Genomic DNA, 13181 nt, shown 5'->3' with positions numbered 1-13181 from the left:
TGTCAGTTGTCAGTTGTCAGTTGTCAGTTGTCAGTTGTCAGATGTCAGTTGTCAGTTGTCAGTTGTCAGTTGTCAGTTGTCAGTTGTCGGTTGTCGGTTGAGAATATTATTTCTGTAACTTGTTACCTATTACCTGTCACCTATTACCTATTACCTGTTACCTGTCACCTAACTGACAACTGACAACCGACAATTTTTGTAAGTGAGGAAAAAACTGTGTCTGGAAGTGGAAGAATTCCTCTGTGGGTCGTCGCTACGATCGCAGGATTAGGTGTAATAACTGTTGTAGGTATTTTCTTTTATGGGTCTTACTCAGGAATTGGTTCTTCAATGTAATCCCATAGCAGGGAACAGAGAATAGGGAACAGGGAATAGGCAGTTTGAAAGTCTTTTGTGTTATGACTTTTTTCACCAATTTCTGTCCTCACCTACCTGATAACTACTATTCTGGAAGAAGATAGCAATTAGAAATACAAAAAACTAGATTTTTGCTTGATGATCATTTCTGAACTGCTTCTGCAAAAATCGCCATAAAAACCGCCTAAATCATTGATTTAGGCGGTTTTGTTTGTCAATAAGTAATTGGTGAGAAAAATTAACTAACCAATTACCGATACTCTAATTAAGCAATATCTTCGCGTTCAATGTATGAAAACAAAAATGCGAAAATAACTGCTGGTAAAACCAAGCCAGTTAGGGGAACGAAAACAGAAGGTAAAAAGGAGGAATAAGCCAAAATAGTAGGCAAAAATGAACTTGACATAGAATTAAAGTCCTGTAAAGTCTTACTACAATTCAAATTGAGCTTACTGCAAAACCCTCCCTAATTTGCCGAATGATCAAGATTTTTAACACAGCTTTTTACATTCCCAACATTTCATCCAGTTCTATGGTTGGTAAATTAGGAGGAATTACTGTCTTAATAATCGTGAATTTGTCGCTTTCCTGCTGAGTAGTCTGATCAAGAGCGATCGCCGATAACCGGATTTCTAAGCAGCCAAAAGGAACTTTGAGGTAAATTGCCGTTTCTTCCTCTCCCCAAGCATTAGAACGTAAATCTGATAGAATATGTGGTCCATCCAGGAGACTCCGAGTTTGGTAATCTTCCACCCATAACTTCACAGCCACTACAGATGCAACTTCGGGTATTGTTACACGCACCATTACAGATGTACCAGCAACAAGTTCACCCTCTGGTAAAGACAATTGGGGAGTTGGTAAAGACTCCATGATCACGCCAGATTTCTCCGGTGTAGCTTTATCCTCCAGGACAAGAGAATAATTATGGTCATCTATAGCTTCATCACCCAAGCTATCCCCATCCTCTCTCACCACCAGATCATCTATAACTATTTCTTGTGACAACCATCCCGGCTGGGTTGTGGTTGGACTGGTGACAGTGACTATTTCCGGTTGATTAAGTTCTAAGAGAAGATTGTCAGCAATAGAATCTACCTGAGTTGCTATTTCCTCATCAGCATCCTTGTCTAAGGATTCTTCGGAAACAGCTTCAATTAATAAGTATCCTTGGCTGTCTACCCATTGTTGTAAGCGAGGGGAATCCTCCTGAACATCAACTAGATTCAATTCCCCATCCTGGGAAATTAAGTAATTTTCCTGAGAATCAACTGTATTTAATTCCTCATCTGCGATCGCGAAGCGCTGCTGCAAGCCCTTCGCCTCCGCCACAATTTCCGCGATCAATTCTGCATAGTATGTGTCCTCCACCATAGACTCATCAGCCTGCGGCAAATCATCAATTGGTGATTCCGGTATTTTTACTGGTGAAGCCCCTACAATGGGTAAACGTGGCGATTTATTCACAGGTGCTAATTCTGTCTCGGCAACATCCAACTGATCAATGATTCTTTCCCCGGAAGTTCCCTTAACCTGCAACCGTTTCAAGTAAGGTAAAGTAGTTTTAACTGGTTTAATTACCAACTTTTTCAAATCAATTGGATGAATAGCCAGGGTTTTTGCCAGAGAGTCTGGTGGTGAATCAGTAGTAATCTCAGTCCTGGGATTTTGAGGTAAATTTGGTAATTGTGGTGAAAAAACTTTCAAGGATACCAGAGGTTTAATCCGGGGTGGTAAAGGTCGGTTTGGAGAAGGTTTTAAAATGTGAAACTGGGCTAAATTTGGCGTTTTGGCTACATTAAAAAGTTCTAATCGAATTTTAACAGAGGGCTGAGGTTTAACTGGTGGATTTGTTTCTGGTAAATTTTGACGAAAATGGGATGGGAAGGTTTGTATTGCTAGTAATTCAGTGACATCGGCTGTAATCGTAAAGCTATGATTAGCTAAGAGTATGACCTCACCAACATCAGTTAATGCACCATATAAGTTAATATCTGCTAAAAGTAACTTAGATTCACAGTTGAGGGGAATATTAATCAAACTACTAAAACCAAAAGGTAAGACTTGATTTGTTAATGGCTGCTGAATCCGGTTGAGAATTTTTGATTCTAAAGGCGATCGCAAGGTAATTTCTAGCCGAAGTTGGCAAAGTCCCCCCAGGGAAAATCCTGCATTTGTCAGATTCTCCATTTCATTTACTTCCACATCACCATGAATCGTAAAATTGTCCCCCCAAGGAACAATATAAGTATCTTGATCTAAACTCAGATTCAGTAGTAGAGGTGGTGGTAAAATCGGCGCATTTTCAATAGTCTCCTCATCTAGTAAGGGTTCATCTTCAGGTACAGCTAAATCTAATAAGTTTTGTAAAATCTCCTCGGTTGGTTCCCCCTTAAACCAGACTGGAGTACCGTGATTCATCACAATACTGACTTCAGTATCAGCATCCACAGCCAGATCAGATTCCTCAACCAGTTGAGGAGGCAGCGCAGCACTAGTTTCTAGGGGTGATACGTGAATCATCAGGGTACATTGCCAGGACTGCCCCAGCATATCTGACATAATATCTCCAGAACATCGTAATTCCCAAATCCCTGGTTTAAACTGGGTAAAAGGAATTACAGCCATCAGTCCTTCACTATTAGTCCGGCGCGATCGCTTGAGAAGTCTCCGTTTTGGTGGAACTTCATCAATAGATATATGGGTAACTCGCACATCAACATCCGTATTATTCAGCCCAGAACGAGCCAAAATTCGGTAATTACCTGCCCAAATCTTCAAATTTGACGACTCCAAGGTGCGCCAAGTATGATCCCCCTGTTTCTGTATCAGAAATTGCCAGTTTTCCATTATCAACAAAGCCTAAACCTAAGAGCAGCCAATAAATATTTTGCATTAACCTGCTTGTCAGTTTAACCCAGCTATCTTCTCTTAACCTAAGTTACCTGAGTTCGACATAAGATAATTTTTGGAAAACTGCCCCAAATATGAGTCTCAAACCCTTATGATCTCGTTGAAAAAATCATAACTCTGTTCGCGTAGCGTCTCCGAAGGAGAAACTCCTAACACCGAACTCAGCTTAAGTTAATATCTGGTTGTCAGTCACCAAACCTGTAGGGGTTTCCCCGCCCTGAATTGTATTACATTCGACCGAACACTTCTTGAACAGCATCAACTTTCATTTAAGTTCATAGCAACTTATAGCGATCTTGATAGTAAGCCACTATCTGCTTAAACCTTTCCCGACTTTTCGCGTCGGCAGTCGGTGTCCATGAAACCCATAAGGCAGAAACTTGACTTTGGTTGTAATCAAACTCCACAGATGTTTGTGGAATTAATCCCACTTCCACACCGAACACCTGACGCAGATGCGCCGCCATTTCCCGATATACAGCCAAAGGTAAACCAGTAAATGCTATTTGCTCTTGTAAATTCATAGCTATGAAGCCGCCCCCACAGGATTTACCATCGGCTGCATCACCGCAGCTGTAGTCGCTGGTTTAGACACTTTCATTGGTTGTTCCCCTACTTGTTTGGCAACTTCCACACCGTATTGTTCCAAAATCACAGTCGGATTAGCACCTTTGTCCATTTCAATCCGTTTTACCAACACCCCATTCACCAGTCTTTGTCCTGGTTGTACATATCTACTAGTTGGCTCATCCGGTACTTGCACAATTGCTTGAGGGACTTTACCAATTAAAATTACACCAGTCACAATTACAGCTTTAGCCGTTTCTGGTTGTGGCACTGGTGGTAATATCGTCTTCAGCTTAGGAGACGGTACAGATCCAGCCAAAACCCTAGGTAAAACTGGTCTTATCAAGGGTTTTCTAGGGATCTGTAATGGTTTTTTCCCTAACAAAATTGCTGGTTTAGTTGCTATTGTTTTTATTGGTTTTGGTGCGACTGGTTTTGGCTGAGTTGCTGTAGGTAAAAGGGGTAATTTAGGAACAGGAATTTTCTCGCCAGGGAGCTTAGTTCTTGTCACACCTATTGACTCTACAATTTGCCCAAAAGGATCAGTTCTTCCTTTCTGTACTACCAACAACCGCTCCGTACCATTTGTTGGTTGAATCAAACTGTCAACTGAACCAGGACTCACGGGTAGTTTACTAGATAGAAGAGGATTATTAAAAGGTTGAGTCAAAGATGGTGGCTGTGCCGGTTTTGGAGTAGTTACTTGAAGACCAGGATTTGATTGAGGAGTGGCAGGATTAGTAGCTGTTGGTGGTTCACCTATAGTACATCCAGTAAGTACCAAGGTTGTTAAAATAGCTGCGGCAGCAATATGGGAATTTTTACTCATTAGCTGTTCTTAAAAACTATAGGAAAGTTTGTTTATCGCCTTTGTACTTAATCGTGTTATACTATGTCGCTGATCAGCCCCTGTTTTAGACCACAGGCTTAATTCTGTCTTCTTTATAACCTAAATTTTGATATTTCGGAATCCTATTCCATAACTAATCTTCTGTCGCACCAACCATAATTTTTTTCAACAAGTCTAAGCCTTTTTTTACTTGACGAGAAACTGTCACAACACTAATGCCTAAATATGCTGCCACTTGTTTTTGAGTTAGATCGTACAAGAATACACACTCAACAACCTCACGAGTCCGTTTTTCTAACTGAATCATAGCTTGTTGTAAACGAATTTGGTCTTCTTGGGCTAGTTGAAAACTGCGATATTTGCTATCTGGAACTAATTCCCCCAAACAAGTAGAACCTTCTTCCCCATCTTGTATGGGGACATCCAAACTCAAAGGGGCGCGGTTAATCCAGGCTAATTTAATTTCTTGCCATTCACTTAGAGAAATTTGCAATGCCACAGCTAATTCCCTATCAGTAGGTTGGCGATGATATTGTTCACGGAGAGAACGGGAAATTCCAACAGCTTGTTGTTGTAGCGCTAACCACCGTCTGGGGATTCTGACAGTTACACCTTTATCTCGCAGATAGTGTTGAATTTCACCCCGAATGTAGGGCATCGCATAGGAACTAAAAGCATTACCCTTAGCAAGTTCAAATTTCTCAATTGCTCTAATTAAACCTATACAGCCTACTTGAATAAGATCCTCATAGCTCTCATTGCACTGATTAATCCAATAATGTGCTTCCTTCCTGACTAGTCCCAAATTGAGTTGTACTAGTTGATTGCGGACTCTTTCTGAAGGGGATTGCTGATACTCCCGCAACAACTGTGAGATTTCATGTTTCAGTTCATTAATATTTGTTTCGTTGGTAGTTGTATTAGTCATAACAGTTTCATTTTTAAACAAGTAAATTGGGTATATAGTCGGTTTTAAACTAGCTGCGATCGCAGTTTTTTTCTTGCTTTTGAGACGTTGCCCGTGTTCCGTTTTCCCGGATAAACTGCTGTAAAAATTTCAGTCAAAAAAAGATGTTTTTTCGTGCTACCCATCTCAAAAACAGTGTCATTATTTCAATTTCATGTTTTTAAACATGAGTTTTTTCTGTTCCCTGTGAATCAAATAGTCTGAGTATGTTTCCTAATTTATTAAACAACTATTATGGACTTAAAATATACAATTAGCTATCTAATATTAAACCGGGATTGTACCTAATTTAACTAATTAATCATGAGATTTGTTTATAGGTCTTGGGAATTAAAGATAGTTGATGATTATCAAGCTTGGGGCTGCGATTATTTTTGTTTATCTGCCGCCTTCTTTTGATTAACTAAGTAAAGTAATGTTACGCAATTAAATAATTAAGTTCATCTCAAACCCGAAAACATAAAAATAAAATTTTAGGTCAATAAATTTACACAAATAGTCAAAAGTCAAAACGAAGACAGTATAGCCTTTTTAACGATTTAGAATGGTTGGTTTATTTATGCCGTGTTGTACTAGTTTTCCCAGAACAATACCTTGTCCATTTTTTGTAGGTCGGGTTAAGCGACAGCGCAACCCGACGCTCATGTTGGGTTATGGCTATGGCTTCTACGTCGCCACGCAAGCTATCGCCACACTATGGTTAACGCCACGCTCCGCGAACGTGAACATACCTCAATCCAACCTACAAATCAAGACCTTTTTTCGATTTGGACAAGGTATTGCCAGAAAAAACCAAGATGCACTCAGCTATTAGTGTGCATCTTGGTTGAGGTAATTACCACAAATAAATTCTTGTGACTTCTGAATTCATCTTCAACATCATAGAGGTATATTAAGTTACTAAGTTGCTAAAATATTTATGCAGTATACGCTCCTATGATGTTGTATTAATATTTAGGAAAGGGGTTCAATACGTGCATAGAACAAACCACGAATCTTCACTTCTTTCGGTTCACCTGCACCTAAATCTGTATCCGAAGGTTGTTCACTTTCAAAAGTCCCAGCGATTTCACCAGAAGTATTGTCTACTTTGGCTACTTGTAAGGAAATTTTACCTGTGAGAATTTCTGCACGTTTGACGTTAGTACGGGTCAATTCTTCATTATCAGATCCGGCCGGTAAAGCTACAGCGTTATCATAGCCACTCACAACACCACGACCTTTAGGATCTAAGAAAGCAGCGCCACGATAGGAAGGTACTTTAAAAGTTCCTTCAAAATCAGTGGATGTATTGATGCTAGTTAAATTAGGTTGTGTTTGTGCAACTAAGTTTTTGATGGTAAATAAGAAGGGTACTAGTTCACCGCCGGGAAGTTTAACTGTGATAGCTTGGAAGTCCAGACCATCTTCTTCCTTAAAGGTTAAGCTATTGTCTGCATTGCTGGTTAGCTGACCTTGTACTTGGTCAATGGTAGAAGTATATCTAGTCATAACTTTACCAGGGACAAATTCGGCAACTTGACGTTTGTTGGCAGGTTCTTCTTTGACAAAGAAACTAGTTGGTTCTAAACAAAGTTCTTTGATGCTATATTTCACGCTAGGATCAATAGCAATTGAACCACGACTAGTTTCTGCTAGTTGGGGACATTTGTTAGCCAAGCCGGTGCCGCGAATTTGTTCGTAAGTGAGGACATCACGGACGCTGGTGGAAGGTTCATCACTGCAAGCGGTGATTAGCCCTAAGCATAGAGCCAAGAAAGCAACAATTAAAGCGCGATACCTCATGGTTAACCTCAATCTCAAAAATTAATATCTAAGTTGTCAAACTGCTTTGCTAAACGTACTTAAACGCATTGCGTCTCTGAGTCTAGAATTCAAACCATAGACTAAGCAGTGAACCGCATCCATTTGCGATTATGTATGTGTTGCCAGTACACACAATAAACGTATTTGGATAAGGAAATTAGCCAGATCATACGACTTTTTTTAACTCAAAATCAAAGCGCTCTAGTGGTTAAATTTGGCTGTTGTCTAGCACAAATCATGGAAAAGCCTTCTCTACCTTACCATCAAGGATTCTCATTACCTGAGAATAGTGAGAAAGTTATATATTCAGGAGATACGGGTGCAGGCCCTGCACCCATTCAGGAGTCAGAAGTGCTGGATGGCTTTTGACTTAATGTTTGTCCCTGATTCCAGTGCATACCGCCATATCTGACTCTTTTGTTGATCAATTTAGGGACTTTTCCAGTATCGTATTAGTTTTATGGAGTAAAACGTTCCATGAACCATGATCAAAATTGTGCATCTGGGGATTTGTCCTGCCAGCTACAGGCGATTTCCGGTGCGGTTAAAGATGTAGCTCAGAACTGTGAAGGAGATGTGATTGCATTATTAGCTTTGTTACGTCATTTAGAAATGTTGCACAAAGAAATTCGGGATGGGGTGTTTCAGGAAAATTTGCCGACTAATCGCCAAAGATTATACTCGCTGCTGCGAGATATTGAGTCTGAGGGGGGTTGGCCTTATATTGGGCGAATGCGAGTACAAGCTTTGTTAGCAAATTTGTCGGAGGCGGTTAGTAATGAAGATGCTCTTCCTAACTATACTCATGATGTTTTCAACATTGATCACTCACTAGAATATAGCAGGGAACAGGGAACAGGGAACAGGGAACAGAGTTAAAAATCCTTGGGTGTATGGTTTTTAGGTAAATTCTGTATCTCATTCAAGTGCATACCGCTACCGCTATAGTTCAATTTATTTTGTAGATTGGATGGATATTCATAAGAGGTTGACATGGCTGGGATATTATCAGTTTCTCGAACAAATTTAGCTAAACGCCGCCAAAAATTACGCCGGCAGCGACAACTCAAAATTCTTCAGGCTATTTGGCGTACACTTGCTGTAACTGGATTTGCTGCGGTTTTATTCTGGGGAGCAGTCCAACCGATGTGGGTGTTAAAGGATTCGGGGCAAATAGTGATTAAATCTGGTGGTCAAGTTTTGACGCAAAAGGATATTTATTCATTGTTGGGGTTGTCGTCTCCCCAGTCTTTATGGCGAGTTGAACCTGCCCTGATTGCTGATTCTTTAAGAAAACAACCGAATATTGCCCAAGCTACGGTTAGCCGTCGTTTATTGCCTCCTGGTTTAATTATTGAAATCCAGGAACGAATACCAGTGGCGATAGCTCAAGTAACTGAAGATCAAAGGATAACTAGTTGTGTGCTGAATCCGGATTTTACGGGTAAGTCGGCTGAGGTTAAGTCTTGTTTACAAAATAGCGGTACGGCTAACAAACAAAATGAACTAGGTTTGTTAGATGCTAGTGGCCTATGGATGCCTTTATCAGGCTATATCTCCATTAGCCCCAAGTCCAAATTACCTCGACTCATAGTCATTGGGGCGATCGCCCAATACAAGCCATTCTGGACGCAACTTTATGAAGCTATCAGTAGCAGTTCTCTCCAAGTGACAGAAATTAATTTTCAAGATCCTACAAATTTAATTTTGAAAACTGAATTAGGAAATGTGCATTTAGGTAGCCCTAGCAATAGATTGACTGAACAAATTCAAGCACTTGTCCAAATGCGCCATTTACCAAATAAAGTTAATTTTAGTAATATAGATTACATTGATCTCAAAAATCCTGCTGTTCCATTAGTACAAATGAATCAAAGAAAATCAGGTTTAGTGATCAAAAAATCAGACTTACCGAACAAAACACCAATCCGTTGAAAATCAACATTTTTGCCTTCTACATCCCTCTGCTGTATGTCTAGCTGAGCAGACAAATCATCTAAGTTAGTAACTTCAGTTGCTAATTTTATATTTTTGTAAATTAGTTATATATTGTACATATAGATATGAGATTTTTTAGCCATTAGTTAAAAAACCATATCAGAGGTTGTAAACTTAGTAACTAAAAAATATTCATCGAAAAACGTCGGGAGGTTATCAAAAATTATTACTAGTATGAAACTCTATCAAACAGTTAATAACCAGTTGAATATCTGCTATCAAGCAGTTCCAACAGATTGGAATCCACAGATAGGCTTGTTATAGTGGGTTCTGTCGAGTTCTCTTAGTTAACGCTATTGTTGAAGTAATCTGTTGCTGATAAAAAGTTATGAGATAAATAAATGTCTATACTTTTTAGAACTATTCTTTTTAAGAATAGGGGGGAGTCAGCAATATCAGGAGTTGATACAGGGGGAGTCACATACAGCAGGAGTCAGGAGTCAGCAGTAAAACTGGCTTTGTGTATAGGTTTAAATTTAGATTTTGTACCTCCTAACTACCCAATCTGCTGTAAGTCAGGAATCATTGAGTATAACCCTGTGATCAACAGAGTTTCATAATCAGTTGATGTCCTAACTATCTTGGCAGTTGCTATATCATCAACTGTAAAGCTAATCAACAATCCACAAATAAAAGAGTTGGAAGGCAAGGGGCTGAATATCTGACTCGACAACTGAGGTTTTATACCTTTTTCACGGACAAATTACCACATCTTACCTGCCATCATGTAGGCTGGGAAATAGTAAAAAAAATAAAATCCGCTGCCAAGATAAATTTTGGCAATTCGTTGACTATTAGGTGAATTACACCGAAAAAAGTCGTTTATATACCTTTCACAAATCTAATGACACTTGATAATAACCAAGGGCTGCCTAATAACTCTCAAACTCCAGGACAACTAGGGTTCTCCCAGTCCGTGAACTCAAATAATCCCTTTAGTAACTCTGGGCTAAATTTTGCCCAAGCTAAGGATAGCAAGAGAATTTCTCCTGAAAATAGCGGTATTGGTGAAATTGTGCCAGGCCGTGTTGCTAATATTAAGGTGATAGGTGTCGGTGGTGGTGGTGGTAATGCTGTCAACCGCATGATTGAGTCTGATGTGTCCGGTGTTGAGTTTTGGTCAATTAACACTGATGCTCAAGCTTTAACTTTAGCGGGCGCTCCTAGTCGCTTGCAAATTGGACAAAAATTAACTAGAGGACTAGGTGCGGGGGGAAATCCGGCGATTGGTCAAAAGGCGGCGGAAGAATCCCGTGATGAAATTGCTACTGCTTTAGAAGGCGCAGATTTGGTATTCATTACCGCTGGTATGGGTGGTGGTACAGGTACAGGTGCAGCCCCAATTGTGGCAGAAATAGCCAAGGAAATGGGCGCTCTTACTGTTGGTGTGGTGACTCGTCCATTTATTTTTGAGGGGCGCAGACGCACCAGCCAAGCAGAACAAGGGATTGAAGGCTTGAAAAGTCGGGTAGATACCTTAATTATTATTCCCAATAACAAATTGTTGGAAGTCATTCCTGAACAAACTCCTGTGCAAGAAGCTTTTCGCTATGCCGATGATGTGTTGCGTCAAGGTGTGCAAGGAATTTCTGATATTATTACTATTCCTGGATTGGTCAACGTTGACTTTGCTGATGTGCGGGCTGTGATGGCTGATGCGGGATCGGCTTTGATGGGAATCGGTGTGAGTTCGGGCAAGTCTAGAGCTAGAGAGGCAGCGATCGCTGCAATTTCTTCACCTTTGTTAGAATGTTCCATTGAGGGAGCTAGAGGAGTTGTCTTTAATATCACTGGTGGTAGTGATCTAACCCTTCATGAAGTTAATGCTGCGGCGGAAACCATCTATGAAGTCGTTGATCCTAATGCCAATATTATTTTTGGGGCGGTAATTGACGACAGACTCCAAGGAGAAGTCAGAATTACTGTAATTGCAACTGGATTTACAGGTGACATCCAACCTCCATCAGCACAAACTGTAGTTACCCCTAGAGTTGTCACACCCACTCCCACAACTACCAGAAGACCCTCACCACTACAACAACCTGTCAATAACCCCAGTCCAGTTGTAGAACAACCAAAGGAAAAACCTTCCTTGGATATCCCCGATTTTCTGCAAAGACGACGGACACCACCAAAAAATTAAATGCTAGTAGATATGAGATTTTAGATTAAATTCACGGTCTCAGTTGAGGCTGCTGTATACAAGTTGTTAGTTATCAGTTCTTAGGAGTTCAGGAGTTCAGGAGTTCAGGAGTTGGAAGGAAGAAGAAAGGAAAGTAAATAAATTAACTAATACCCCCGTCCCCTGCTCCCTGCTCCCTGCCCCCCCCTGCCTTATTTCTTGGCTTCTACCCATTGAATGACCTGATGGGCGAGGTGAGTACCATTAAGACGGTCAATTTCCCGGATGCCTGTGGGACTCGTGACATTAACTTCCGTTAGATAGCCACCAATTACGTCAATACCCACGAAAATTAAGCCATCTTGCCGGAGTTTTGCGGCTAAATGGCGGCAAATTTCCTGTTCTCTTGGGGTAATAGTGGTTTGAGCAACTGTGCCACCTGTGGCCATGTTATTCCGAAAATCACTACCACTGGAAAGGCGATTGAGCGCACCTATGGGTTCACCATTGAGTAAGATAATCCGTTTATCTCCCTCCTTGGCTTGGGGTAAATAGTTTTGTACCATCACGGGAACTTGACCTTGGAGCGTGCTAAGTTCGATAATGGAATTAAAATTGCGATCGCCTGATTGTAAAAATAAAATTCCCTCTCCAGCTTTATTCCCCAGCGGTTTGAGAATTGTTGCTTCTTTCGCTTCCACAAACTGGCGAATTACTTGTTTGTTAGCGCTGACAATCGTTTCGGGAATACATTCCCTAAATTGCAGAGCATACATTTTTTCATTAGCATCACGAATCCCTGCGGGATCATTGATCACTAGGGTTTTATTTTGGTCAATATAATCCAGAATATAAGTAGCATAAAGATAAGCATCATTAACAGGTGGGTCTGTCCGCATCAATACGGCATCCATTGTTTCCAAAGGAGTAAAGGCACTAGGGCTTAAGTTAAACCAAGGATTAACCGCTAACCAACGTCCTTCTACTAACTCCAGGGGAACAAGTTCTACCTGCTGCAAAACAGCCCAAGCTTTACCATCAATCACACTCAGCAAATTTGCCTGAGTTATCCAAATTTCGTGTCCTAGAATTTGCGCTGCTTCCATCAAAGCAACACTAGTATCATGGCATGGATCAAGCCGATGGATGGGATCAATAATAAAAGCTAGTTTCACTCTTTATACCTCTTTTATCTACGAGTTTTAATATTAAATATCCTCTTAAAGATCCCCGACTTCTTTCCTACATTTTTCTCGGAGATGATTAAATTAATTTTAGAAGTCGGGGATCTGATCCACAATATTTCAAGAAACTAGTAGTTCGTCAAATTTATTTTGACGGGTAATGATAGGAAAAAACTTCTGTTTTCCCTCCCCTACTCCTCCTACCCCCTCTTCTCCCCCTACTTGCCTTTACCCGTCATTTTTGGATTGACAGACTACTAGTACAACACGGCGTAAATAGGGTTTGCTGAAAAAGTTATCTGTGAGGGTTAGGAGTCAGGAGTCAGGAGTCAGGAGTCAGGAGGAAGAATTAGAAAGATATAAGAATAGTCTCAAATTCCAGAAAGTGATAGGTTTTTAATGGTTTCAATGCTTATT

The 13181-nt window shown here is 40.5% G+C and carries 11 protein-coding genes; 4 read left to right on the top strand and 7 right to left on the bottom strand.

The window, feature by feature from the left end:
• Positions 1-216: 216 nt before the first annotated feature.
• Complete coding sequence (locus PN471_RS20405) at positions 217-336, top strand: photosystem II reaction center protein J (protein ID WP_015081481.1); 120 nt, start codon at positions 217-219, stop codon at positions 334-336.
• Between the two features lie 286 nt (positions 337-622).
• On the opposite strand, the gene psaI is transcribed toward PN471_RS20405, so the two are convergent.
• The 6 genes from psaI to PN471_RS20375 form a co-directional block, all read right to left on the bottom strand.
• Positions 623-763, bottom strand: coding sequence for a photosystem I reaction center subunit VIII (psaI, locus tag PN471_RS20400; protein WP_015081480.1), 141 nt, complete (start codon positions 761-763; stop codon positions 623-625).
• A 98-nt stretch (positions 764-861) separates the two neighbouring features.
• Entirely contained in the window at positions 862-3207 is a 2346-nt protein-coding gene (locus PN471_RS20395; RefSeq protein ID WP_271778404.1) for a hypothetical protein, read from the bottom strand.
• A gap of 338 nt (positions 3208-3545) precedes the next feature.
• Entirely contained in the window at positions 3546-3794 is a 249-nt protein-coding gene (locus PN471_RS20390) for a hypothetical protein (protein WP_271778403.1), read from the bottom strand.
• Positions 3795-3796: 2 nt separating this feature from the next.
• Positions 3797-4666 carry a hypothetical protein gene (locus PN471_RS20385; protein ID WP_271778402.1) on the bottom strand — a complete coding sequence of 290 codons (870 nt, stop codon included), beginning with the start codon at positions 4664-4666 and terminating at the stop codon, positions 3797-3799.
• A 154-nt stretch (positions 4667-4820) separates the two neighbouring features.
• Positions 4821-5615: an RNA polymerase sigma factor SigF gene (locus PN471_RS20380; protein WP_271778401.1), complete on the bottom strand. Its 795-nt coding sequence runs from the start codon at positions 5613-5615 to the stop codon at positions 4821-4823.
• A 993-nt stretch (positions 5616-6608) separates the two neighbouring features.
• Positions 6609-7439 carry a photosystem II manganese-stabilizing polypeptide gene (locus PN471_RS20375; RefSeq protein WP_271778400.1) on the bottom strand — a complete coding sequence of 277 codons (831 nt, stop codon included), beginning with the start codon at positions 7437-7439 and terminating at the stop codon, positions 6609-6611.
• Between the two features lie 498 nt (positions 7440-7937).
• Here PN471_RS20375 and PN471_RS20370 point away from each other — a divergent pair, with 498 nt between their 5' ends.
• The 3 genes from PN471_RS20370 (at position 7938) to ftsZ (ending at position 11601) form a co-directional block, all read left to right on the top strand.
• Positions 7938-8339, top strand: coding sequence for a hypothetical protein (locus tag PN471_RS20370; RefSeq protein WP_271778399.1), 402 nt, complete (start codon positions 7938-7940; stop codon positions 8337-8339).
• Between the two features lie 114 nt (positions 8340-8453).
• Positions 8454-9395 carry a cell division protein FtsQ/DivIB gene (locus PN471_RS20365; RefSeq protein WP_271778398.1) on the top strand — a complete coding sequence of 314 codons (942 nt, stop codon included), beginning with the start codon at positions 8454-8456 and terminating at the stop codon, positions 9393-9395.
• Between the two features lie 907 nt (positions 9396-10302).
• The gene (gene ftsZ / locus PN471_RS20360; RefSeq protein WP_271778397.1) at positions 10303-11601 is read left to right on the top strand and encodes a cell division protein FtsZ; all 1299 of its coding nucleotides are present in this window, start codon (positions 10303-10305) and stop codon (positions 11599-11601) included.
• Between the two features lie 191 nt (positions 11602-11792).
• Here ftsZ and gshB read toward each other — a convergent pair whose 3' ends face one another.
• A complete protein-coding gene (gshB, locus tag PN471_RS20355; protein WP_271778396.1) occupies positions 11793-12755 on the bottom strand; it encodes a glutathione synthase in 963 nt (320 codons plus the stop codon).
• Positions 12756-13181: the final 426 nt, after the last annotated feature.

The organism is Aphanizomenon sp. CS-733/32, from assembly GCF_028330045.1.
Taxonomy (GTDB): Bacteria; Cyanobacteriota; Cyanobacteriia; order Cyanobacteriales; family Nostocaceae; genus Dolichospermum; species Dolichospermum gracile.
Note: the sequence above shows the minus strand (reverse complement) of the source record. Positions and strands in the feature narration are given on the sequence as shown.

Bases quoted from the DNA above. Each gene is read 5' to 3' on its own strand.
- PN471_RS20395 (WP_271778404.1), bottom strand. From the start codon at position 3,207: ATGGAAAACTGGCAATTTCTGATACAGAAACAGGGGGATCATACTTGG.
- psaI (WP_015081480.1), bottom strand. From the start codon at position 763: ATGTCAAGTTCATTTTTGCCTACTATTTTGGCTTATTCCTCCTTTTTA.
- PN471_RS20385 (WP_271778402.1), bottom strand. From the start codon at position 4,666: ATGAGTAAAAATTCCCATATTGCTGCCGCAGCTATTTTAACAACCTTG.
- PN471_RS20370 (WP_271778399.1), top strand. From the start codon at position 7,938: ATGAACCATGATCAAAATTGTGCATCTGGGGATTTGTCCTGCCAGCTA.
- PN471_RS20390 (WP_271778403.1), bottom strand. From the start codon at position 3,794: ATGAATTTACAAGAGCAAATAGCATTTACTGGTTTACCTTTGGCTGTA.
- PN471_RS20380 (WP_271778401.1), bottom strand. From the start codon at position 5,615: ATGACTAATACAACTACCAACGAAACAAATATTAATGAACTGAAACAT.
- ftsZ (WP_271778397.1), top strand. From the start codon at position 10,303: ATGACACTTGATAATAACCAAGGGCTGCCTAATAACTCTCAAACTCCA.
- PN471_RS20375 (WP_271778400.1), bottom strand. From the start codon at position 7,439: ATGAGGTATCGCGCTTTAATTGTTGCTTTCTTGGCTCTATGCTTAGGG.
- PN471_RS20365 (WP_271778398.1), top strand. From the start codon at position 8,454: ATGGCTGGGATATTATCAGTTTCTCGAACAAATTTAGCTAAACGCCGC.